Below are 22,489 nucleotides of genomic sequence, written 5' to 3'. Positions count from 1 at the left end.
TGGCAGTCTTGGTTCATGGCGTCACGGCGTTCCGACGACGAGGAGTGGTCGGACTTGCACGGCGGCGTGCGACCCTCGCCGGTCGTCCGCGGCTGGCTGCGCATGATTCGGTTGTTGGCATCCGGTCCGATTATCCGCGTCCCGCCCGATGCCCTGTCCGTGGCCGGGGTCCTGGTGCTGGCCGGGGCGTGGGCGGCAGTCGTCGGCCCGGGTTGGCCCGGGCTGGTCGTGCCTTTGGTCGTCCTGGCCGGCGTCTTGGACGGCCTCGACGGAGCGGTCGCGTTGCGGACCGGTCGGGCCCGTCCGCTGGGAGCGGTCGTGGATTCGGTCGCCGACCGCGTCGGCGACGTAGTGCTCGGAGCGATCCTCCTCGCGATCGGGGCCCCGACCCCATGGGTGCTGGCCGCGGTGACGCTGGTGTTCCTGCTCGAGTACCTGCGGGCGCGAGCGCAGGCGGTGGGCATGCCCGGCGTCGGCGCGGTGACCGTCGCCGAACGTCCGACCCGGCTGATCGTGGTGGCCATGGCCGCCGGCGGCGCCGCGGTGTGGCCCTCGGGCCTGCCGGCGCTCGGCTGGGGGTGGGGCGTCACCTTCGCCGTCACCTGGACCGTCGTCGGCGTCGTCGGCCTGGCTCAGCTGCTGCCCGGGATTCGGCGGACGGTTCCGCCGACGTTTCCGCCGGTCCGATGAGGGTGGCGACGATCTCGGCCGACATCAGCACCAGGGGGATGCCGCCACCGGGGTGTGCCGAGCCCCCGACCAGATAGAGCCCCGGGATCGGGCTGCGGTTGGCGGGTCGACGCAGCGCAGCGCGCGGTCCGTGGGAGGCGGTGCCGTAGATCGCGCCACCCGGCGCTGCGGTGCGTCGTTCCAGGTCCGCGGGGGTGATGGTCTCGACGAACCGCAGGCGCGGGCGGACGTCGACCCCACGGTCGGCGAGCACGTCGAGCACGCGGTCGGCGTAGCGCTCGCGCAGGCCCGGCGCATCCCAGTCGACGCCCCGGGCGGGATCGTGAGCGGGCGCGTTGACCAGCACGAACCATCCCTCGGAGTCGTCGTCTGGTCGCAGGGCCGGGTCGTCGGGGGCGTGCACGTAGACGGTCGGGTCCGGCACCGGCCGCGGGTGGCGCCCGAAGATCGCGTCGAACTCGGCGTCGTAGTCGTCGGGGAAGTACACCCGGTGGGCGGCTCCGGGTCGTCGTTCGGACAGGCCCAGCAGCAGCACGAATCCGGCCATCGAGCGGGAGGCGCCCCGCAGCGACCGTCGCATCGCCGCGGTGCGGTCGCGTGGCAGGAGACGGTGGTAGAGGACGGCCGCGTCGGCGTTGCACACCACGACCTCGGCGGGCACGTCTCGTCCGTCGACCCGTACGCCGGTGGCCCGGCCACCCGCCGTGGTCACGGCCTTAACCTCGGCGCCGGTGTGGAACTCGACGCCGAGTTCGACGCAGCGTGCCTCGAGCGCGTCGACGATGCGCCGCAGCCCGCCCGCCACGTACCAGGCGCCGAACTCCTGCTCGACGAACGACGTCACGGCGAGCACCGCGGGCGTACGACGCGGGTCCGACCCGGAGTAGGTGGCGTACCGGTTGAGCCAGGTCCGCATGCGCGCGTCGGGCAGCATCCGGCGGCCGAGGCCGTCGATGGTCTGCCACGGCGCCACCGTCATCAGATCAGCGGGCCGCAGGCTCATCCGAGCCAGCGCGGACAGCGAGATGGGTTGGCGCAGAACGGGTTCCTCGACCAAACCCCACAAGCGCCGCGACCGCTCGTGCAGCCTCAGCCACGATTGCCCGGCGCCCGTGCCGAAGGCCTCGTCGAGGGCGGCGGGCACGGCGGCCGCGTCGTGCGGCATCGCCAGTTCGGTGCCGTCGGCGAAGCGGTAGGAGCTCGCGGGGTCGACCGTCGTCGGCGTCAGCCCGCCCGGACCGCCGGTGTCGGCGAACAACCGCTCGAGTGTGGCGGGAACGGTCAGCAAGGAGGGACCGGTGTCGAAGACGAAGCCGTCGCGCTCGACGACGCCCAGTTTTCCGCCGACCGTGTCGGCGCTCTCGTAGACGATCGTGCGGTGCCCCGCGGCGGCCAGACGCGCCGCGACGGCCAATCCGCCCAGCCCCGCGCCGACGACTACCGCGCGGCTCATACCGCGCGTCCCTTCCACCGCAGCGTGCCCCGGACGCGGCCCACCCACGACGACGCCAGCAACCCGAGCAGCACCACCACCGAGACGGGGTGGGCGACGGCGTCCCCGGGGCGTCCGCCCCATCGGCGCACGAGCACCCGACCCGTGACAGCGGCGGCGTACCCGACCACGCCGGTGCGCGACCCGGTGACCGCGGCGGCGGCAGGCAGGACGTACACGACGGTCAGCGCCGTCGCCACCGCGAGCGCGCCGACCGGCGAGCCGAAGGCCGCCCACAGCGACTTGCGGTAGCCGGCGCTCAGTTCCCGGCCGGTGGCGTACATGTGACAGGTGGCCAGGCCCGACCCGTCGGCCAGGCCCGTGCGCCCGCCCGTCGAGCGCACGGCGCGGGCCAGGCCGATGTCGTCGAGAACCGCCCCCGAGACCGATTGCCACCCGCCGGCCCGCCGCAGACTCGCGGCGTCCACCAGCAGGAATTGTCCGTTGGCCGCCGCCATGGACGGCCTCGCGGACCGCTCGGCCAGTCTCAGCGGCAGGGTCGTCGACCACGACCAGGCCAGCAGCGGCTGGACCAACCGTCCCAGCGGACCCGTGGCGACCTGGCGCGGCCACGGGCACAGCAGGTCCAGGGGCTGGGGGCCGCGCAGCACGGCCACCGCGGCGGCGACGGCGTGCGGCGCGAGGACCACGTCCGCGTCGACGTAGACCAGGGTCTCGCCCCGGGCGGCGGCGGCGAGCTGCGCGCACGCATGCGGCTTGCCGAGCGCGTCGCCGGGCGGCGCCGTGCCGGCGATCACCCGCACCCGCGGATCGGGCCCGGCGGCCGCCCGAACCACGTCGGCGGTCCCGTCGGTGGAGCCGTCGTCGAGAACCAGGATCTCGGCGTCGAGCAGACCGCGCTGGGCCAGGAGCGAGTCGATCGTGGGGGTGATGCGGTGGGCCTCGTCGCGCGCCGGCACGAGCAGCGACACCGGGGAGGTCACCGGCGAGGGGTCCGCGGGCGGGCGGCGGAGCAGCCGGAGGTTGACCGCCTGATGCGCCGTGCCGAGGCAGGCCAGGGCAGAGCCCGTCGCGACGAGAGCGCGAAGGGGTTTGGCCGGACGTGCGAGGGGCACCTTGAAACCCTACGGAGTCGCGTCTGGCGGCAACGCCGGTGGGGCACGGGTAACCTCGGCCTTTACGAACTCTCGACGGTGGAGGTGCGCTCGTGGCCCTGGCCGAGCTCCGTGCCCCGACCAGTTCGCGACACGCGGTGTGGGCATTGGTCGCGGCCGCCGTGGCCAGCCAGATCCTCTTCCCCCTGATGCCGGAGTCGTGGCGCACGCCCGTGACGATCGCGAGTGTCGTCGTGTTCTTCCTCGCCAGCGTGGCCGACGCGTACCGGGTGCTGGGCGCGGCGGGTGCGGCCGTGCTGGTGGCGGTCGCCGGTGGCGGCGGCCTGGTCGCCGAGTCGGTCGGGGTGGCCACCGGCTGGCCGTTCGGTCAGTACGCCTACACCGGCACGCTCGGACCCGAGGTGCTCGGCGTGCCCGTGGTGGTGCCGATGGCGTGGGTGATGATGGCGTGGCCCGCGTTGGTCGTCGCCCGGACCCTGGCCCGCAACGCCATGGCGGTCACCGTAATCGGAGCCCTGGCGCTCACGACGTGGGACGTGTTCCTCGATCCGCAGATGGTGGCGGCGGGCCACTGGCGGTGGTTCGACCCCGAGCCGGGACTCCCGCTGATACCCGGCATTCCGCTGACGAACTATCTCGGGTGGCTCGCGGTGTCGGCGTTGGTCCTGGGCACGCTCAACGCCCTGCTGCGCCGTCCCGCACGGCCGTCGGCGCCCGCGGCGACGCTGTACCTGTGGGTCTACCTCTCGTCGGTGCTCGCCCACGCGGTGTTCTTCGGGCTGCCCGGCTCAGCGGTCACCGGCGGGGTCCTGATGGGGGCCGTGGCGATCCCGTTCGCCGTCGCGCTCGCGCGTGGCCGCGCTCGTCGGCCGGCCGAGGCCTGAGCGCGCGGGGTCAGACGCTCGTCAACTCCCCCATGGCCGTCGCCCGGCCGAAGAGGTAGCCCTGGGCCAGCCGGCATCCGGCCGTGAACACGGTCTCGGCCTGCCGCTCGTGTTCGATGCCCTCGGCGATCACGTCCAGGCCGAGTGCCGAGCACAGTCCGACCACCGACCGGTACAGCGCCAGGCCACGGTCGGGCTCGTCACCGACCGCCATGCTTCGGTCGAGCTTGACCACGTGCACGGGCAGGGCGTGCAGATAGCTCAGGGAGTTGAACCCGGCGCCGAAGTCGTCCAGGGCGATCCGGATGCCGAGCGCACCGAGCCGTTCCATGGCGGCGGCACCTGCGCGCAGGTCGACGATCGGCACCGTTTCGGTGATCTCCAGGACCAGCCGGCCCGGGTCGACGCCGTGGCGGTCGAGGGTCCGCATGACCTGGTCCTCGAAACCCCGGTTGCCGAGCCTCGCGGCGCCGACGTTGACGTGGATGACCAGTGGCGAGTCGGCCTCCTGGATCTCGCGGCAGGCCAGGTCCAGCACCATCGCGTCGAGCGCGGCGCCGAGTCCAGCGCCCTCGGCGACGGCCACGAAGGTGGCGGGCGGTATCTGCATGCCGTTGGGGGCGGACCACCGGGCCAGCGCCTCGACGGCCACCAGCCCTCCGTCGGGCAGACTCACCACGGGTTGGTATGCGAGGCTGAAACCTGGCGGGACCCCACCTGCGGCGCGCCTCAGAGTCCCGGGGAAGTCGACCACCACGTCCGAGGACGGTCGGTACACCACGGCGGTGTCCTTGCCGAGCCGCTTGCCGGCGTACATCGAGACGTCGGCTTGGCGCATCAGCTCGTCGGCGGTGGGCACCGGATCGTCGGCACCATGCTCGACCAGCCCCATGCTGGCCCGGACCCCCACCGAGGACCCGTGGACGGCGAACGGGTCCCGCAGTGCGACCCGCAGACGATCGGCGACCTCGTCGGGCGGGCCGTCGTCGTTCTCGATCAGGATCGCGAACTCGTCACCGCCGATGCGGGCCAGGATGTCCCCTGGGCCGATGCTGCGGCGGAGCCGCTCGCCGACGGCACGCAGGAGTTCGTCGCCGGCGGCGTGGCCGAACTGGTCGTTGACCTCCTTGAAGTCGTCGACGTCGACGAAGACCAGCAGGAACGGTCCATGGCGGATGGCGGCGTCGAGACGCTGGCCGAACAGCAGCCGGTTGGGCAACCCGGTCAGCGCATCGTGGTTGACCTGGTGGGCGAGGCGGCGCTGGGCGTCATAGAGCCGCTGGGTCAGTTGGCGGGCGGTCACCACGGCCACGATCTGCCGTGCGGCGACGAGCACCACCATGGCCATGCAGAGCCACACCACGACCGGCGGCGCGGGCAACCCGAGGAGCACGTGCGCACCGCACAGCAGCAGGATGCTGAGGAATCCGAGGTAGGGCCACACCAGCTGAGCCCAGTCCATCACCGCGTCGCCTGCGCCGTCGTCGCGCGGCTGGGGGTCGAGCACCGCGTAGGCAATCATCAACGGTCCCAACACCGTTCCCGCTCCGCCCCACACGTCGGGATGCGGTACACCGATGCTCCACAGGTAGGCGATCAAGCGGTCCGAGCCGGCGATCAGGACGATGCCGCCGGCCAGTGCCAGGTAATTCCTGCGATGCAATCGATCACGCCGGTAGTTGGTCGCCACCATGACCGCCAAGACGACGACGAACAGTTCGAGCACCGAGTAGGCGGCGACGACGGCGCCGTCGTCGGACCGGGGCAGGGTGACGGTCGTCGTGGCGCCCAGCCCGCCGATGAAGACGAGGATCGAGAATGCCGCCACGGCGACCAAGCCGTCGAGGACGGCCAGCGACAGCGATCCGCGCAGCGGCCCGCCGCGCCGCAGGCTGGGCCAACCGCCGCTGTGCACCAGCAGCACCATGGCGAAGAACGACAGGATGGGTGGACCGAAGTAGAGGATCACAGCCGGCAGCGGAGCGCTCGACGACGACTGGTCGCCGAACCACCAAAACGCCTCACCGCCGAGCCAACAGGCAAAGGCGGCGATCACCAGCACGCGCCAGGCTCTCGCGATGCCGCGGGTCCGTCGCGCCGCGGTCACCGCGCAGATCAGCGCGCTGGTTCCGACCACCGACTGCAAGACCAGGGCGACGATTCGGGCGACGTGCCCGTCGTAGGGAGCCGTGGCGTTGGCGACGACCAGAACGGCGACGGCCGCGAAGACGACGAGGCGGAGTCGACCCCCAGAAATCGACACGGAACCCCCGTTTCGTCGATGCCGGCGATGGCCCATCTTGGCATGGCACCCCGTCGCCGCGACTCCCACTCGCAACATCCACTAGGCCTTACTGTGACCTTAGGTTTTCCTTATATTCCTTATTTTCGGTGTACCGTCATCGACGACGCCCGGCGATCATCTCGACGGAAGGACCCGCACGTGCACCACGTATCCGAACGAATCGTCTTGGTGACGGGGGCCTCGAGGGGCATCGGCGCGGAGGTCGCGCAGCAGCTCGCCAGCCCCGATACCCACGTCATCGTCAACTACCGCGAGAAGGCCACGCGGGCCGAGGGCATCGCCGCGGCCATTCGCGACGCCGGCGGCCGCGCGTCCACGATGGGCGCCGACATCTCCGACGAGGCCGACGCCACGGCGATGATGGCGACGATCGAGGCCCGCTTCGGTCGTCTGGACGCCTTGGTGCTCAACGCCTCCGGTGGCCTGGAGATGGGAGCCGACCCCGGCTACGCCATGCGCCTCAACCGTGACGCGCAACGACGACTCGCCCAGCTGGCGGTGCCGCTGATGCCCGTCGACGGCCGCATCGTGTTCGTCACCAGTCATCAGGCGCACTTCTTCCCCAACAAGGCGGTGCCCAAGGGCTACTCGGCAGTCGCGGCGAGCAAGCGCGCCGGCGAGACCGCGCTCTATGCCATGCGTTCGGCGTTCAGCCGGGCCGGCGTGCGGCTCACCGTGGTCTCCGGGGACATGATCGACGGCACCATCATCGTCCGGCTGCTGCAGCGCCGCGATCCCGACGCGGTTGCGGCCCGCCGCACGCATGGCACCCTGCCGACGGTGCACGAGTTCTCCGGGGCCATCGTCAGTGCCGTCACGATGCCGAGCCCTCCGGGGATCGTCTACGTCGGCGGTTCCGACTACCTGATGACGGCCTGAACCCCGCGCGTCAGGTCCTCGGCGCGTCCCCCACGGCGCGCTCGAGAATGGCGCCGAAGTCCCGGTGTCGGTCGTAGTCCTCGAGCCAGCCTCGCAGCATCTCCACCATGTCGCCGGGCAGCGCGATGCGTTCTCGGGCAACCACTTCGAGCACCCGACGGAACACCGGGGAGTAATCGCCGACACCGAGGTCGACGAACGCGGTGGTGCGCTCCTCGGCAGTGAGGTGAGCGTGGACGTGGTCGACGAGGTCCCAGGCGAGTGTGGACTCTCGCGGACGGTCGGTGGCCTTCACTCGTGAGAACCTTCGCAGCTGGCAAGGCGGAGGCGCCGGCATCTCGTGGCTGTTCGACTAAACCGGGCGAGGACGTACGCGTTGGGCAGTGACGACCTTATCCCGAATCAGCCCGAACCGCTGGTCGTGTGGACCCTCGGCGCCGGCTCCGGCGTGGGCGGTGTACCCAGCGGTTTCGTGGGTATGTAGCCCACCGTGCCCCTTCCCCGTCGGTCCGCCCGCTGCCGTCTCCACCGGTGCCCCCGCCCGTCGACCGCGGATCGTCGGTCGTGAGCGCCGATCCCACGCCGGTGTCGGAGGATCTGCGCCGGATCGCCGAGGCCCACGGTGTCGCGACGTCCTACCGCAACGAGCGGCGCGTCCCGGTGGAGGTCGACGCCGACGTCGTCGTCAAGGTGCTCTCGCTGCTCGACGTGGACGCCAGCACCGACGCCGCCCGCCAGGCCGAGTTGGCGCGCCTGGAGGAGGTGGACCGTGCCGGAATCTTGGCCCCCACGGTGGCCGTCCGGTTGACCGGTGAGCCGCAGCCCCTTCCCGGGGCGGTCGAACTCGTCGACGAGGACGGCACGCGAATCGCCGTGCAGGACGAGCTGCCCGCCGACCTGGTTCCCGGCTGGTATCAGCTGAACACCCGCGACGGTCAGCAGGTCACCCTGGTCGCCGCACCACCGAAAGTGCCTGTGGCCCAACCGACGTGGGGCTGGATGCTCCAGCTCTACGCCGTGAGGTCGGAGCGGTCTTGGGGCATCGGCGACCTCGGCGATCTCCGCGAGTTCGTCGAGTGGACCGCCCGTGGGCACCACGCCGGCGCGGTGCTGCTCAACCCGCTTCATGCGCCCGGGCCGACCCACCCGGTGCAACCCTCGCCCTACACCCCGTCGAGCCGGCGGTTCGCCAACCCGCTCGCGCTGCGCATCTCCGACGTGCCCGCCTATGACCGCGCCCCCGACGACGTCCGTGCCGAGGTCGACGCACTCCGGGTGTCGGCGAAGACGCCGCGCGTCGACCACGACCTGGTGTGGGCGGCGAAACGGGATGCGCTGGAACTGCTTTGGCGCTCCGAGGGGCGGCCCGACCCGTTCGGCGACGGATCGGAGACGATTTCGGCGGGCCTGCGCGACTGGGCCACCTACTGCGCGCTGGCCGAGCGGCACGGCGGCCGCTGGAGCCAGTGGCCCGAACCGCTGCGCGACGTCGCGGGCGCCGCCGTCTCGGACGCCCGCCGCGACCTGGCGCCCCGGGTCGCCTTCCACGCCTGGGTGCAGCAACAGTGCGCCGAGCAGTTGGGCGCCGTCCGCGCCGCGGCGTCCGAGGCCGGCATGTCGCTGGGCATGCTGCACGACCTCGCGGTGGGCGTCGACGCCGACGGCGCCGACGCCTGGGCACTGGCCGACGTACTCGCCGCCGGGGTGAGCATCGGCGCGCCGCCGGACAACTTCACTCCGCGTGGCCAAGACTGGGGGCTGCCGCCCTGGCGGCCGGATCGGTTGGCCGCCACCGGTTACGCCGCGTTGCGTGACATGCTCCGCGCCGTGCTGGCCCACGCCGACGGGCTGCGCATCGACCACGTCGCCGGGCTGTGGCGCCTCTGGTGGATTCCGCCGGGCGACGGTCCCGACCGCGGGACCTACGTGCACTACGACGCCGACGTCATGCTCGCGGTGCTGGCACTGGAGGCCCACCGTGCCTCGGCGATCGTCGTCGGCGAGGACCTGGGCACCGTGGAACCCGAGGTCACCGCCGCGCTCGCCGACAACGAGATGCTGGGCTGCGCGGTGTCGTGGTTCACCAGGGACGTCGACGCCCCCGGCGAACCGCTTCTGGCACCGGGTGATTGGCCGACGCGCGCCGCTGCGAGCATCTCGACTCACGATCTGCCCACCGCAGCGGGTTTCCTGCGGGCCGAGCACGTGCGGGCTCGCGCGGACCTGGGTCTGCTCGACGACGTCGCGGGCGAGCAGGCGAACGCCCGCGCCGAACGGACCGAGTGGCTGGCCATGTTGCGGGCGCAGGGACTGCTGCCGGGCGAGGACGTCGAGCCCGAACCGGACGAGGCCACCATCATCGTTGCGCTGCACCGGTTCCTGGCGTCGACCCCCAGTCAGCTCAAGCTGGTCTCGCCGTACGACGTCGTCGGTGAGCCACGACAGCCCAACCTGCCGGGAACCGTCGACGAGTACCCGAACTGGCGGTTGCCGCTGCCGCTGACCCTCGAGCAGTTGCAGGCCGATCCCAGGGTCGCCGAGATCGCTTCGGTGTTTCGGGTCAAGTAGCGCGTTCCCAGAAGCGGTGGCCGATCACCGCGGTCACCAACGTCGCGAAGGCCGCGACGTAGACGGGAACGCAGATGTGCAGCTTCATCATCAGTCCGCCGAGCAGGGCACCGGCGAAGATCGCGACGACCGCCCACAGTCGGCGGTGGGTGAACCAGGCCAGCCCGCCCATGAAGAGCGTCTCGCTGGCATAGGAGGTGATGGTCGAGGTGACCACGACCGTGGTCATGTCGGTCACCGCCAGGAAGCGGGCCATCGAGGCCTGGGCGCCCATCGCGACGGCGATCGTTGCCGCAGCGGCGATTCCACCCGCCGACTGCCCGCTCACCGGGATCAGCAGCAGTGCCGTCGCGACCGCGGTGAGAAGCAGGACGTTGACGCCCAGCGTGGCGGTGACGACGGGTCCCCACCCCCGTTGCCGCCCGCGGATCAGCCGGCCCGCGACGGCGGCCCCGGCGACGTATCCCATCAGGGCGATCAGCGGGCCGGCGACGGGCAACCCCTCCTCCGCGGCGATGCCCATGCCGAGGATCACGACGTTGCCGGTCATGTTGCCGGTGAAGACGCGGTCCAGGCCGAGATACCCGACGGCGTCGAGGACCCCGGTCACCACCGTCAGCGTCATCATCAGCCACACGTGCAGATGACGGCGCACCAGCGGACGCGTCTGCACCTACGGCATCCTACGGTGACGGGCGTACTGCACCACCATTGCCGAGCCGTCGGCGCGAGGGTCTGCGGCGGCCGTCAGTTCCCCACCCGCACCGATGCGAACCACGTTGGCCTGCCCCAGACTCTCCGAGTGCCGGGGCACCTCGACGGTCTCGAACGACGACGCGCGCAGCGACGCCACGGCATCGGCGTCGACGTCGGCCTCGACGACGACGGAGTCGTCCGTGCAGCCCATCGCCTGCTGACCCACCACGGCGCGCGGCGCCGCGACGGCGTCGGCCGCGGTGGCGCCGTCGAGCATCCGCAAGAACACCTGGGTGAGGATCTGGGGTTGCCCCTGACCGCCCATCGTCGAGAGCACCTGGCGCAGTTCGCCGCCCTGGGTGACGATGACGGGCATCAGCGTGTGCAGCGGTCGCTTGCGCGGAGCCAGCACGTTGGGGGATCCGCCGTCCAGCGAGAAGCTGGTCCCGCGGTCGTGGAACAGGATTCCGGTGTCGGGGTCGACGAGTCCGGATCCGAAGGCGTGGTAGACGCTCTGGATCAGCGAGACCGCCCACCCGTCGCCGTCGGCGGCCGCAACCCCGACGGTGTCGCCGCGGGGCACCGATCGCGCGGCGACCGCGTCGCCGACCGGGGTGGCGGCCCGAAGATCGTCGTGGACGAGGGCCCGCACGTCGACCGAAGCGACCCGCGGGTCCGCCAGATACCGAGACCGCAGGCGGTTGCCGTGGTGGAACGCGCGCATCAGCGTGCCGAGGTCGTCTCGCAGCGGCGAACCCGTGTGGAACTCCTCGACGGCCGCCAACGCCCGAAGCATGATGAAGCCGTGGGTGTTCGGCGGACTCGTCGACACGGTCAGGCCCCGGAAGCCGACCGAGACCGGCGGGGTGATCTCGGGCCGGAAGTCGGCGAAGTCGGCGCGTTCGAGGACCGATCCGTGCGAGCGCAGGTAGCGCACGCTGGTCGCGGCGAGGTCACCGCGGTAGAACGCGTCGGGGCCCTCGTCGGCGAGGGTCGCGAACGTGGCGGCGAGGGCCGGTTGGCGCAAGTCGTCGCCGGTCCGCAGCAGGCGCCCGCCCGGACGAAAGAGCCGGTCGAAGTCCTGATGATCGGTCAGATCGGCGTTCTCGGGATCCGCGAGGTGCGCACCGAGGGACTCCGCGATCGGCACTCCGATGTGGGCGGCGTGGCGGGCGGGTTGCATCAGCCGCTGCCACGGCAGGCGACTTCCCATGCCGTGCAACGTCTCCCAGCCTCGCACCCCGCCGGGCACCGTGACGGTGTCGGCACCGCGGGCGGGCAGCTCGGCGCCGTGCTTGGCGCGCATCGCGTCGGCGTCGGCCGCCGCACCGGCCCACCCCGAGGAGTTGACGCACGTGACGGTGCCGTCGGGACTGCGCACCAACGCGATCAGGTCACCGCCGAGGGCGACGTTGTGCGGGTACACCACGGTCAGAACGGCGGCTGCGGCGATGGCCGCGTCGATCGCGCTGCCCCCGTCTCGAAGCGCGTCGGTCGCCGCGTCGGTCGCGAGGGTGTGCGGGGTGGCGACGGCACCGGTGAACGACGTGGGGGAAGCGGGCACGACGGACGTCCTCTCTGGTGAAGGGTGACGGGGTGGACCGGGGCCGACCGGTCAGTGGATGGTCGACAGGAACGTCTTGGTGCGTTCACTCTTCGGATGCGCGAACAGCTCGTCGGGTGGGGCGTCTTCGATGATGCGCCCGGCGTCCATCACGATGATGCGATCGGCGGCGTCGCGGGCGAAGCGCATCTCGTGGGTCACCACCACCATGGTCATCTGTTCGCGGGCGAGTTCGCGCATGACCTCGAGGACCTCGCCGACCATCTCGACGTCGAGTGCACTCGTCGGCTCGTCGAACAGCATCACCTTCGGCCGCATCGCCAGCGCACGGGCGATCGCGACGCGCTGCTGCTGGCCGCCGGAGAGCTGGCTCGGCCGCGAATCGGCCTTGTCCGCCAGGCCAACTCGGTCCAGGAGCGCCAATGCGTTCGTGCGCGCCTCGTCCTTGGACTGGCCGAGCACGCGCACCGGCGCGTTCCAAACGTTCTCGCACGCGGTCATGTGCGGGAACAGGTTGAAGTGCTGGAAGACGAAGCCGATCTCACGACGTCGGCGGGCGAGCTCGGTGGTGCCGATCTTCTTGCCCTGCGCGCCGTGGGCGATGGACACGCCTCCCACGAGTACCTCACCACTGGAGAGCTCCTCGAGGTGGTTGATCGAGCGCAGCAGCGTGGTCTTTCCCGCGCCGGACGGTCCGATCAGCACCACGACCTGGCCGCGCTCGACGTCGAGGTTGACCTCGTCGAGCACCCGCTTGCCGCCGAGCATGCAGCAGGCGTTGCGCACCGAGACGATCGGTTCGGTGGTGCCGGTCATCGCTTCTCCTGAGTCATCCATGGGGTTGCAGCGTCGGGGTGGCGGCCGCCGCACGCCGCGCACCGAGCAGTCGCGAGGTGATGGGGACGCGCTGTTCGATGCCGAGCTGGCGGGCCAGCCGGTTCTCGATCCAGGCCTGGATGAAGGTCCAGATCGTGGTCAGCGCAAGGTAGTAGATCGCCGCCACGATGAAGATCTCGAAGGTGTGGAACGTCGCGGAGCTGATCGACTGCGTGACGAGGAACATTTCGCTGACGCCGATCACCGACAGCACCGAGGTGGTCTTCATCATGCCGTTGAACGAGTTGCCCAGCGGCGGAACCATCACCCGCAACGATTGCGGCACGATGATCCAACGCATCAGGCGGCCGGGTGTCATGCCCAACGAGGCCGCAGCTTCGAACTGACCCTTGGGCACCGAATCCAATCCGGCTCTGACGATTTCGGCGATGTAGGCGCTCTCGTTGACCATCAGCCCGATGACGGCGGCCTGTACGGCGGCCTTCAACGACAACCCGAGGAAGGAGACGTCGTTGAACTGGTAGATGCCGACGGCGGCGAATCCGGTGTAGATGATCACCAGTTGCACGAGCAGCGGTGTCCCCCGGATGACCCAGATGTAGACGCTGGCGACCCCACGCACCACGGCGAACGACGAACGCCGCATCAGCGCGATCACCAGGCCGAGCAGAATCGCCAACACCATTGCCACCAGGGAGATCCCGATGGTCAGCGCCAGCCCGTCGAGGAACGTGTCGCTGGGGGTGAACAGCGACTTCCAGAAGAATTGCCAGTCGAATTCCACGAGCTACTTCTTGATGCTCAGGTCCGACATGCCCCACTCGCCGAGGATCTTGTCGTAGGTGCCGTTGCCTTGCAGCGCCGCCAGGGCCGTGGCGATGGCGTCGTGGAGTTGCGTGTCGTCCTTGCGCGTGGCCGCCCCGATGTCGATGGTGCCGAACGGCTGTCCGATCGTCTTGATCTTGGCGCCGGTCTTGGTCTCGTAGTAGCCGAGGGTCTCGGCGGTGTCCATGAAGGCGTCGACCTGACCGTTTTGCAGTTGCTGCAGCGACACGTCGGCCTGGTTGCTGCGGTTGACGTCGACCGCGGGTTTGCCTGCCCCGGTGCACTTGTCGGATTGCTCCATGGCCAGAGACTCCGCCGTCGTCGCCACGGCGACCATGACCTTCTTGCCGCAGAGGCTGTCGTCGAGACCCGTGACGTCGGCAGGCTCGTTCTCCGAGACCGCGATACCGGTGCCGGACTTCACGTAGGGCACGAAGTCGACGACCTTCTCTCGCTCGGGCTTGATGTAGAGCTGCGCCATGATGACGTCGCACTGCTTGGCCTGCAGGGTGGGGATCACGGTGGCGAACGAGGACTGCACGAAGTCGGACTTGAGTCCCATCTCGGCGGCCAGCGCCTTGCCCAGGTCCACTTCACTGCCGACGAGTTCGCCCGATTCGTCGTGGTAGACGTTGGGTGGCGTGCCGTCGTTGGGCGCACAGACCTTCAGCGTGCCGGCCTGCAGGATCGCCGGAGGTGCCACCTTCGCCGGGCCGCTCGGCTCCGGCGCGGCGGTCTTCGACGACGAACAGGCGACCAGCGGCAGGGCCGCTGCTGCCATGACGGCGATGAGCGCTCTCTTCACATTTCCTCCCAGGGTCGGCGCCTGCGGGTGACGTCGGTCACCAGCTGGCCTATCGAACGATAGGGCAGCATCGGCCGAAGCGCGACCCCTACGTCGAATGTTTAACCTGGCCGTCACGAGGACGGCGCGGACGCTCAGCGGGCGGCCGCGACCTCGAGGGCATGTAGGCGCGTCCGCGTCACCTCTTGCAGGGTCGGCAACCGCGACTGGTCGGCCAACAGCGACCGCAGCACGAAGTCCGCCGCCTGCAGCGGCCGCTCCTGCCGCATCCGTCCAGACGGTCCACCCTGTTCACGCAGGGTCTCGAACAGCACGCCGTTGATCGCCCGCTGGACGAAGCTCGGCTCGAACGTCACGAACTCACCGGCCTCGCAACCACCGTCGACCACTCTCTCCAGCTGCTCGTGGAACAGCGCGATGCCCTCCCGCTCGGCGGCGAATTCGTCGAGTGCGAGCACCGCGTCCTGATACAACCCGCGCGCGTCGAACGGTTGCGCCAGGATCTCGCGGACGTCGCATGCGATGGCGAAGTGCAGTTTCTCGGCCCACGTGGACTGCTCACCGAGACGCTCGTTCATCCTGGCGATGGAGGGACCGAGATCCATCTCGACGAGGGCGCGGAACACCTCGTGCTTGGCCTGGAAGTGATGGAACAACGACGGCTGACGGATCGCCACCGCCTCGGCGATGTCTCGGGTCGAGGTACCGAAGTAGCCGCGCTGGGCGAACAGGACGGAGGCCGCCAGCAGGATGCGGCCCCTCGTCGAGTTCCAGTCGACGGTCTTCGGCTGCCAATCCTGCCCGTACTTCACCGTCCCACTCTGACACACCGTGGGGTCCGGCACGCGGTCCGCACCCGAAAGTCGATGTGGCCTAACGCGATCGGTCGAACCGGCGACGGTCCCGTCACCGTGACGACGAGACGGACACCACGACCTTGTCACCACGTCGCTCCGCGGCCGACCGGAAGGCCTTGGCCGCCTCGGCCAGCGGGTGTCGTTCGGTGACCAACTGGTCGAGGTCCAGACCGTCGGCGGCCAAGGCGATCGCCCGCGGATAGGTGTCGTTCATGCGCCTCACCATCGCGAACGTCAGCCCCTTGCGCCGGGCGACCGCCGCGGGAAACGCCGAGTCGTCCTGCGACGGGATGCCCGCCAGTGCGATTCGCGCACCGGGGCGGGCAGCTGCGACGGCGGTGGCGATCGCGGCGTCGGTTCCCGCGATCTCCACCACGACGTCCACGCCCCGGCCGTCGGTCGCGTCGAGCACCTCCTGCGCGCCGCGTTCGTCGGAGAACACCGCGTCGGCCCCGCTGCGCAGGGCGGTCGCCCTGCGGTGCTCGAGGGGTTCGGTGACGAAGACCCGTGCCGCACCCTGACGACGCGCCACCTGGACCGTCAACGCTCCGATTGGTCCGGCGCCGACGACGAGGACGTCCGCGCCGGGTCGCAGATGACTCACCGCCACGGCGTGAATCGCGACGCCGAGCGGTTCCAGCAGCGCTCCGGCGTCGTCGCCGACCTCGTCGGGCAGCGGATGCAGCAGGTGATCCGGCCAGAGGAGCTGCTCCTGCATCGCGCCGTCCAGGGTGCCGTGTCCGGCGAATTGCACCGTGGGACAGAGATTCTCATATCCCATCCGGCACATCTCGCACGATCGGCACGCGATCGCCGGGTCGACGGCGACCCGGCGCCCGGCGTGCGGTCCGGTCAGGGCGACGGCGGCGAATTCGTGTCCCGGTACGACGGGCCGCTCGATGCGGTTCTCGCCGATGCCGCCGTCGGTGAACCAGTGCAGGTCCGACCCGCAGATGCCCACCGAGGTGACCGCGACCAGCGACCAACCGGCCGGGGCGTCGCCGGGGGTGGCTTCCTCGGCCACCCGCAGGTCGCCGACGTCGTGCAGGCGGGCGGCGATCATCGCGGCCGCACGCTCACAGCCCGGCGGCGACGTGGTGGTACACGTCGTTCCACTTGAGCTCGTGTTGGAAGCCGCGCACCGTGGTGGCGTCGTCGATGACCAGCAGTTCGGTGTCCGTCATGGCGGCCAGGTCGTCGATCGCCTCGGCGTCGACGGCGGTGGACATCACGGTGTGGTGCGGCGCGCCGGCCATCAGCCACGCCTCCGCCGAGGTCGACCAGTTCGGCAGCGGTTCCCACACCGCACAGGCGACGGGCAGGTTCGGCAGGTCCTGCGTCGGCTCGACGACGCGTACCTCGTTGAGCACCAACCGGAATCGCGAGCCCATGTCGCAGATGCCGAGGATGATCGCATCGGACGGGGTCGCGGTGAAGCGCAGCCGGACCGGATCCTCGCGGCCGCCGATCGACAGCGGGTGCACCTCCAGGGTCGGCGTGGCGGCCGCGATGCTGGGACAGACCTCGAGCATGTGGGCGCCCAGGATCCGCTCCCGACCCGGGGTCAGGTCGTAGGTGTAGTCCTCCATGAACGACGTGCCGCCGGGCAGTCCCTCGGCCATCACCTTCACGGTGCGCAACATCATCGAGGTCTTCCAGTCGCCCTCGCCACCGAACCCGTAGCCGTCGGCCATCAGGCGCTGTACGGCCAGCCCGGGCAGCTGGCGCAGCCCGCCAAGATCCTCGAAGTTGGTGGTGAAGGCGTGGAAGTCGCCATCCTGAAGGAACTTTCGCAATCCGAGCTCGATTTGGGCGCCGTGCCGCAGGGAGGCGTGCCGGTCGCCCCCTGGCAACAGTTCGGCGGCCACCGCATAGGTGCCCTCGTACTCCCGGACCAGCTTGTCCACGTCGGCGGGGCGGACCCGCTCGACGTACTCGACCAGGTCGTTGACACCGTAGGCGTCGATCGAGGCGCCGAAGTGTGCCTCGGCCTCCACCTTGTCGCCCTCGGTCACCGCGACGCCGCGCATGTTGTCCCCGAAGCGCGCGACCTTCATCGTCGACAGCTCGGCACGGCCCAGCGCCGCACGCACCCAGGTGCCGATCCGCCGGCGGGTGGCCGGGTGGCTGACGTGTCCGGCCACGGTCTTGCGCGGGGTCGACAGTCGCGTCTGGATGTAGCCGAACTCGCGGTCGCCGTGGGCGGCCTGGTTCAGGTTCATGAAGTCCATGTCGAGGCTCTGCCAGGGCAATTCGACCCCAAATTGGGTGTGCAGGTGCAGTAGCGGCTTGCGCAACGTCTTGAGGCCGCGGATCCACATCTTCGCCGGCGAGAAGGTGTGCATCCACGCGATCACGCCGATGCACTCCTCGGAGGCGTTGGCCTCGGCGAGGATCTGGGCGATGGCATCGGAGGTCGTGACGACGGGCATCCAGCGCACCTCGACCGGGATCTCGGAGCTGCCGTCGAGTTGATCGGCGATCTGGCGCGACTGATCGGCGACCTGATCGAGGATGTCGGGTCCGTAGAGGGACTGGCTGCCCGTGATCAGCCACACCTGGCTGGTGACGAGTCGGGACGCGATCATCGCTGGTTCTCCTGAGTGGTCGTGGATGGTTGGTCGGCCTGGCCGTAGACGTTCTGATACCGCTCCCACAGGGCGGTCACGTTGGCGGCGTCGATGCGTGAGGTGGTGCCCAGCTGGCGGCTGATGTGCACGGTGCGGGCCACGTCCTCCACCATGACGGCAGCCTTCACCGCGTCGCGTGGCGTGCGGCCGATGGTGAACGGACCGTGGCTGTGCATCAATACGGCCGGAGACCTGCTGTCCCGCAACGTCTCCACGATGCCGCGACCGATCGAGTCGTCACCGATGAGGGCGAACGGACCCACCGGCACATCGCCGCCGAACTCGTCGGCGATCATCGTCAGCACGCACGGGATCGGCTCGCCGCGGGCCGCCCACGCGGTGGCGTAGGTGGAGTGGGTGTGGACGACGCCGCTCACCTCGGGCATGTGCCGGTACACGTAGGCGTGCGCCGCGGTGTCCGAGGACGGGTTGAGCTCGCCGTCGACGAGGTTGCCGTACAGGTCGCACACCACCATGTCGTCGGCGGTCATGGACTCGTAGTCCGCACCCGAGGGCTTGATGACCATCAGGTCACTGTCCGGGACGCGGGCGGAGACGTTGCCCGCGGTCCAGATGACGAGGTCGTAGCGGGTCAGCTGGGCGTGCAGATCGCAGACCTCGCGGCGCAATTGGGCGATGACGCGGTTGGTCTCGGTGGTGACGGTCATCGCGACGCCCCCACGGTCTCGAGCGATCCGATGCGACGCAGCCGGCGCATCATGTCGTTGCCCCGGCCAAACCAGTCGTAGAGCGTGACGTACTCGCGGTACAGCTGGTCGTAGAGTTCCTTGTTCTCCGGAATCGGGGTGTAGGCGTTTCGCACTCGTCTACCCATCTGCTTGGCGGCGGCACGGACGTCGGGGAACGCGCCCGCGGCGGTGGCGGCGTGGATCGCCGAACCCAGCGCGGGTGCCTGCGTCGACGGCACCGTCGAGAGCGGCAAACCGACGACGTCGGCGTAGATCTGCATCATCAGGTGGTTCTTCAGCAGGCCGCCGGCAACCACCAGCTCCGTCACCGCAACGCCGCAGTCGACGAAGGTCTCGACGATCATGCGCGTCCCAAAGGCAGTGGCCTCCAACAGGGCTCGGTAGGAATCCACGCAGGTGGTCTCCAGCGTCTGTCCGACGATCACGCCGGACAGTTCATGGTCGACCAGCACCGAGCGGTTGCCGCTGTGCCAGTCCAGGGCGACCAGTCCATGTTCGCCGATGCGCTGTGCGCTGGCCAGTTCGGTCAGGTGCTCGTGCAGCGACTGGCCACGGTTGCGGGCCTCGATCTCGTAGCGCTCGGGCACGCAGTTCTTGATGAACCAGGCGAAGATGTCACCGACACCGGATTGCCCGGCCTCGTAACCCCAACTGCCCTCCAGGATTCCACCGTCCACCGCACCGCACATACCCGGCACGTCGCGAAGCACGTCGGAGTTCATCACGTGGCAGGTCGACGTGCCGATGATCGCCACCAGCTGACCGTCGTCTAGGGCGTCGGCCGCCGCCACCGTCACGTGCGCGTCGACGTTGCCGACGGCCACCGGGATGCCCTCGGGCAGTCCGGTCCACTCCGCCGCCTCTGCGGTGAGGGTGCCCGCCGACTCGCCCAGTCGTCCGATCGGCTGGTCGAGCTTGTCGGTGACGAAGGTGGCGAAGTCGGGGTTGAGCTCGGCGAGGAACTCCGCCGACGGGTAGCGACCGTCCTGCCGAATTCCCTTGTAGCCGGCGGTACACGCGTTGCGGACGTAGCTGCCGCACAGCTGCCACACGATCCAGTCCGCGGCCTCGACGAAGCGTTCCATCGTCTCGTATACCTGGGGGTCGTCCTCCAGGATCTCCAGCGCCTTGGCGAACTCCCATTCGCTGGAGATGAGTCCGCCGTAGCGGGGTAGCCAGGACTCGCCGCGTCGAGCCGCGACGGCGTTGATGCGATCGGCCTGCGGCTGAGGCGAGTGGTGGCGCCACAGCTTGGCATAGGCATGCGGCCGGTCGGCGTACGCGGGCAGTTCGCACAGCGGGGTGCCGTCGGCCAGCACGGGAACCATGGTGCAGGCGGTGAAGTCGGTGCCGATCCCGATCACGTCGCGTGGGTCCACACCGGCCTTCCCGACGGCGGCGGGGACGGCCGTGCGCAGCACCTCGACGTAGTCCGCGGGGACCTGAAGGGCCCACTGCGGCGGCAGTCGACGGTCGTCGCCGGGCAGCGTCTCGGAGACCACGCCGTGGGCGTAGACGTGTTCGGCCTGTGCCAGTTCGTGGCCGTCACTCACGCGCACCACCACGGCGCGCCCGGACAGGGTGCCGAAATCAACTCCGACCGTGTACTTTTCGGCGGCTTTCTCGATGGTCGTCTCGACCGTCATCGGTTCTCCTCGTACGTAGCCGTGCTGTGACGGACGATCAATTGCGGGGGTAGCAGTGGGACGTTGGTCGTCGACCCGTCCAGCGTGGCGGTGACGAGGTCGATGGCCCGGCGGCCGATGGCCTGGAAGTCCTGCCGGACCGTGGTCAGCGCCGGGTTGAGATAGCCAGCCTCGGGGATGTCGTCGAATCCGACGACGCTGACGTCCCTCGGCACGACGAGCCCGGCCTCGGCGAAGGCGTGCAAGACGCCGATCGCCATTTGGTCGTTGGCCACGAACACCGCGGAGGTCTCGGCCCGGCGGGCCATCTCGCGGCCGATCTCGTAGCCGCGGGCCGGCGTCCAGTCACCCTCCCAGGGCTCGCGCACCTCGAGTCCCGCGCCGCGCATCGCCTCCTCGTAGCCGGCGCGGCGGCCCTTGGCCTCGGTGTAGCTCAACGGCCCCAGGACGTGGTCGATCTCGCGGTGGCCCAGGTCGATGAGGTGCTGGGTGGCTTGGCGGGCGCCGTCGATCTGGTCGACGCCCACGCTCAACCCCCGGCCGGACAGGTCACCCTCCACCACGATCAGCGGAACACCGGGGTCGGCCGAGGCCACGACGGCCAGCGCGTCCTCCTGGGCGGCGATCATCACGATCGCCTCGACCGCCTGGCGCGCAAGGTAGTCCAGCGCGCCGGCCAGTTCCTCGACGGTCACCTCGGCGAGTGGCACCAGGCTGGAGAAGTACCCGGCCGCACGCGCGGCCTCCTGGACGGACCGCTGGATGCTCGACGGCCCGTAGAGCGCGCTGTTGGTGCCGACGATGCCGATGATGCCCGACCGTCGGGTGACCAACGCGCGCGCCGCCGTGTTGGGCCGGTAGCCGAGTTCCTCGATGGCCTGTTCGACCCGGGCCTTGGTCGTGGGCCGGATGCTCGGCGAACCGTTGATCACCCGGGAGACGGTTTGATGACTGACACCGGCGAGGCGTGCGACGTCGGCCATCACCGGTTTCGGCGTCGCGGGTTGCAGGGGGTGGGCGCTCATCCGGGCTTCCTCACCAACAGTCGTTGAACCAACACGAACGCCAGGAGCAGCACGCCGGTCATGATCCGAGTCCAGTAGGAGTCGAGATTGGCTGCGGTGACGAATGTTTGGATGGTGCCGAGCACCAGCACCCCGATCAGCGAGCCGAGCACGAAGCCCACGCCGCCAGACAGCAGCACGCCACCGATCACGGCCGCGGCGATGGCGTCGAGTTCCAGGCCGATGCCGTTGAGGCTGTAGCCCGACAGCTTCTGCACCCCGAGAAGCAGGCCGGCGAAGGCAGCGCACAGTCCGCTGATCGCATAGACCGACACCCGCGCCCGGGACGCGTTGAGCCCCATCAGTTGTGCGGACTGCCGGTTGCCACCGACGGCGTACACGGTTCTGCCGAAGCGGGTTTGGTGCAGTACGTAGACCGCGATCGCGACGACGGCGAGGGCGGCCACGACCGTCCACCGGATGAACTTGTCCTCGTACAGGTAGACGTAGTTCAGGCCGAACTGGCGCAGGATCGGATCCTTGATCGGCAGCGTGTCCACGCTGATGACGTAGCAGAGGCCGCGGGCCAGGAACATTCCGGCCAGCGTCGCGATGAAGGGCTGAACGTCGAAGTACTCGATGACCAAGCCCATCATCAGGCCGAGCACCGGTCCGACCACCAGCACCGCGGCGACGGCCAGCGGCATCGGCCAGCCAGCCTTGAGCGCGGTGGCGAGGATGACGGTGGACAGCGCGACGACCGAGCCGACGGACAGGTCGATGCCGCCGGTGAGGATGACGAAGGTCATCCCGACGGCCAGCACGATCAGATAGGCGTTGTCCACCAACAGGTTCAGGAACACCTGTGTCGGGCTGGCGAAGTCGTAGCGGGCCACGACGGCGGTGAACATCACCACGAACAACACCAGCGACGCGAGCGGCGAGAGATACCGGCCCCGAATGCGCCGCATGACCTCGGCGATGTCGAACCGTGGCCGGTCGGCGGTCTGAACGCTCATGA

General features: G+C 70.0%; 20 protein-coding genes. 4 read left to right on the top strand and 16 right to left on the bottom strand.

The features are described 5' to 3' along the window. The first annotated feature begins 15 nt into the window (after positions 1–15). Complete coding sequence (locus ABZ195_RS01260) at positions 16–690, top strand: CDP-alcohol phosphatidyltransferase family protein (RefSeq protein ID WP_355214131.1); 675 nt, start codon at positions 16–18, stop codon at positions 688–690. On the opposite strand, the gene crtI is transcribed toward ABZ195_RS01260, so the two are convergent. Continuing rightward, positions 599–2,143 (bottom strand): phytoene desaturase family protein, encoded by a 1,545-nt coding sequence (crtI, locus tag ABZ195_RS01255; RefSeq protein WP_355214129.1) that lies wholly within the window; start codon positions 2,141–2,143, stop codon positions 599–601. The two genes, ABZ195_RS01260 and crtI, sit on opposite strands and share 92 nt — an antisense overlap. Further along, complete coding sequence (locus ABZ195_RS01250) at positions 2,140–3,258, bottom strand: glycosyltransferase family 2 protein (RefSeq protein ID WP_355214128.1); 1,119 nt, start codon at positions 3,256–3,258, stop codon at positions 2,140–2,142. Before ABZ195_RS01250 ends, crtI begins: the two co-directional genes overlap by 4 nt. A 92-nt stretch (positions 3,259–3,350) precedes the next feature. Here ABZ195_RS01250 and ABZ195_RS01245 point away from each other — a divergent pair, with 92 nt between their 5' ends. Continuing rightward, a complete protein-coding gene (locus ABZ195_RS01245) occupies positions 3,351–4,142 on the top strand; it encodes a carotenoid biosynthesis protein (protein ID WP_355214126.1) in 792 nt (263 codons plus the stop codon). 10 nt (positions 4,143–4,152) lie between these two features. Here ABZ195_RS01245 and ABZ195_RS01240 read toward each other — a convergent pair whose 3' ends face one another. Continuing rightward, positions 4,153–6,405, bottom strand: a complete 2,253-nt coding sequence (locus tag ABZ195_RS01240) for an EAL domain-containing protein (protein WP_355214125.1) — start codon at positions 6,403–6,405, stop codon at positions 4,153–4,155. A 180-nt stretch (positions 6,406–6,585) separates the two neighbouring features. Here ABZ195_RS01240 and ABZ195_RS01235 point away from each other — a divergent pair, with 180 nt between their 5' ends. Next, on the top strand, positions 6,586–7,326 hold the full coding sequence (locus ABZ195_RS01235) for an SDR family oxidoreductase (RefSeq protein ID WP_355214124.1): 741 nt from the start codon (positions 6,586–6,588) through the stop codon (positions 7,324–7,326). Between the two features lie 10 nt (positions 7,327–7,336). Here the strand turns inward: ABZ195_RS01235 and ABZ195_RS01230 are convergent, their stop codons facing one another. Next, positions 7,337–7,621 (bottom strand): hypothetical protein, encoded by a 285-nt coding sequence (locus tag ABZ195_RS01230; protein WP_355214123.1) that lies wholly within the window; start codon positions 7,619–7,621, stop codon positions 7,337–7,339. Between the two features lie 269 nt (positions 7,622–7,890). Here ABZ195_RS01230 and malQ point away from each other — a divergent pair, with 269 nt between their 5' ends. Continuing rightward, on the top strand, positions 7,891–9,894 hold the full coding sequence (malQ, locus tag ABZ195_RS01225; protein WP_355214121.1) for a 4-alpha-glucanotransferase: 2,004 nt from the start codon (positions 7,891–7,893) through the stop codon (positions 9,892–9,894). On the opposite strand, the gene ABZ195_RS01220 is transcribed toward malQ, so the two are convergent. From ABZ195_RS01220 to ABZ195_RS01165, 12 genes are all read right to left on the bottom strand, one after another. Then, on the bottom strand, positions 9,887–10,567 hold the full coding sequence (locus ABZ195_RS01220) for a YoaK family protein (RefSeq protein ID WP_355214119.1): 681 nt from the start codon (positions 10,565–10,567) through the stop codon (positions 9,887–9,889). The genes malQ and ABZ195_RS01220 overlap by 8 nt on opposite strands. Next, positions 10,568–12,154 carry a gamma-glutamyltransferase gene (locus ABZ195_RS01215; RefSeq protein ID WP_355214117.1) on the bottom strand — a complete coding sequence of 529 codons (1,587 nt, stop codon included), beginning with the start codon at positions 12,152–12,154 and terminating at the stop codon, positions 10,568–10,570. A gap of 51 nt (positions 12,155–12,205) precedes the next feature. Next, positions 12,206–12,922, bottom strand: a complete 717-nt coding sequence (locus ABZ195_RS01210) for an amino acid ABC transporter ATP-binding protein (RefSeq protein WP_355214895.1) — start codon at positions 12,920–12,922, stop codon at positions 12,206–12,208. Between the two features lie 61 nt (positions 12,923–12,983). Further along, on the bottom strand, positions 12,984–13,775 hold the full coding sequence (locus ABZ195_RS01205; protein ID WP_355214115.1) for an amino acid ABC transporter permease: 792 nt from the start codon (positions 13,773–13,775) through the stop codon (positions 12,984–12,986). A 3-nt stretch (positions 13,776–13,778) separates the two neighbouring features. Next, on the bottom strand, positions 13,779–14,621 hold the full coding sequence (locus ABZ195_RS01200; RefSeq protein WP_355214113.1) for an ABC transporter substrate-binding protein: 843 nt from the start codon (positions 14,619–14,621) through the stop codon (positions 13,779–13,781). A gap of 134 nt (positions 14,622–14,755) precedes the next feature. Continuing rightward, positions 14,756–15,433: a TetR/AcrR family transcriptional regulator gene (locus ABZ195_RS01195; RefSeq protein ID WP_355214111.1), complete on the bottom strand. Its 678-nt coding sequence runs from the start codon at positions 15,431–15,433 to the stop codon at positions 14,756–14,758. A gap of 94 nt (positions 15,434–15,527) precedes the next feature. Further along, a complete protein-coding gene (locus tag ABZ195_RS01190) occupies positions 15,528–16,541 on the bottom strand; it encodes a zinc-binding dehydrogenase (RefSeq protein ID WP_355214109.1) in 1,014 nt (337 codons plus the stop codon). 13 nt (positions 16,542–16,554) lie between these two features. After that, positions 16,555–18,066: an L-arabinose isomerase gene (araA, locus tag ABZ195_RS01185; RefSeq protein ID WP_355214107.1), complete on the bottom strand. Its 1,512-nt coding sequence runs from the start codon at positions 18,064–18,066 to the stop codon at positions 16,555–16,557. Further along, a complete protein-coding gene (locus ABZ195_RS01180) occupies positions 18,063–18,776 on the bottom strand; it encodes an L-ribulose-5-phosphate 4-epimerase (protein WP_355214105.1) in 714 nt (237 codons plus the stop codon). The genes araA and ABZ195_RS01180 overlap by 4 nt, the downstream gene beginning before the upstream one ends. Then, positions 18,773–20,464, bottom strand: a complete 1,692-nt coding sequence (araB, locus tag ABZ195_RS01175) for a ribulokinase (RefSeq protein WP_355214103.1) — start codon at positions 20,462–20,464, stop codon at positions 18,773–18,775. The genes ABZ195_RS01180 and araB overlap by 4 nt, the downstream gene beginning before the upstream one ends. Beyond that, a complete protein-coding gene (locus ABZ195_RS01170; RefSeq protein WP_355214101.1) occupies positions 20,461–21,489 on the bottom strand; it encodes a LacI family DNA-binding transcriptional regulator in 1,029 nt (342 codons plus the stop codon). The genes araB and ABZ195_RS01170 overlap by 4 nt, the downstream gene beginning before the upstream one ends. After that, complete coding sequence (locus ABZ195_RS01165) at positions 21,486–22,487, bottom strand: sugar ABC transporter permease YjfF (RefSeq protein ID WP_355214099.1); 1,002 nt, start codon at positions 22,485–22,487, stop codon at positions 21,486–21,488. The genes ABZ195_RS01170 and ABZ195_RS01165 overlap by 4 nt, the downstream gene beginning before the upstream one ends. Between the last annotated feature and the right edge of the window lie 2 nt (positions 22,488–22,489).

This window comes from Mycobacterium sp. NPDC006124 (genome assembly GCF_040614235.1).
Classification (GTDB): domain Bacteria; phylum Actinomycetota; class Actinomycetes; order Mycobacteriales; family Mycobacteriaceae; genus Mycobacterium.
Note: the sequence above shows the minus strand (reverse complement) of the source record. Positions and strands in the feature narration are given on the sequence as shown.

Bases quoted from the DNA above. Each gene is read 5' to 3' on its own strand.
- ABZ195_RS01260 (WP_355214131.1), top strand. From the start codon at position 16: ATGGCGTCACGGCGTTCCGACGACGAGGAGTGGTCGGACTTGCACGGC.
- crtI (WP_355214129.1), bottom strand. From the start codon at position 2,143: ATGAGCCGCGCGGTAGTCGTCGGCGCGGGGCTGGGCGGATTGGCCGTC.
- ABZ195_RS01210 (WP_355214895.1), bottom strand. From the start codon at position 12,922: ATGCTCGGCGGCAAGCGGGTGCTCGACGAGGTCAACCTCGACGTCGAG.
- ABZ195_RS01190 (WP_355214109.1), bottom strand. From the start codon at position 16,541: ATGATCGCCGCCCGCCTGCACGACGTCGGCGACCTGCGGGTGGCCGAG.
- araA (WP_355214107.1), bottom strand. From the start codon at position 18,066: ATGATCGCGTCCCGACTCGTCACCAGCCAGGTGTGGCTGATCACGGGC.
- ABZ195_RS01180 (WP_355214105.1), bottom strand. From the start codon at position 18,776: ATGACCGTCACCACCGAGACCAACCGCGTCATCGCCCAATTGCGCCGC.
- araB (WP_355214103.1), bottom strand. From the start codon at position 20,464: ATGACGGTCGAGACGACCATCGAGAAAGCCGCCGAAAAGTACACGGTC.
- ABZ195_RS01170 (WP_355214101.1), bottom strand. From the start codon at position 21,489: ATGAGCGCCCACCCCCTGCAACCCGCGACGCCGAAACCGGTGATGGCC.
- ABZ195_RS01165 (WP_355214099.1), bottom strand. From the start codon at position 22,487: ATGAGCGTTCAGACCGCCGACCGGCCACGGTTCGACATCGCCGAGGTC.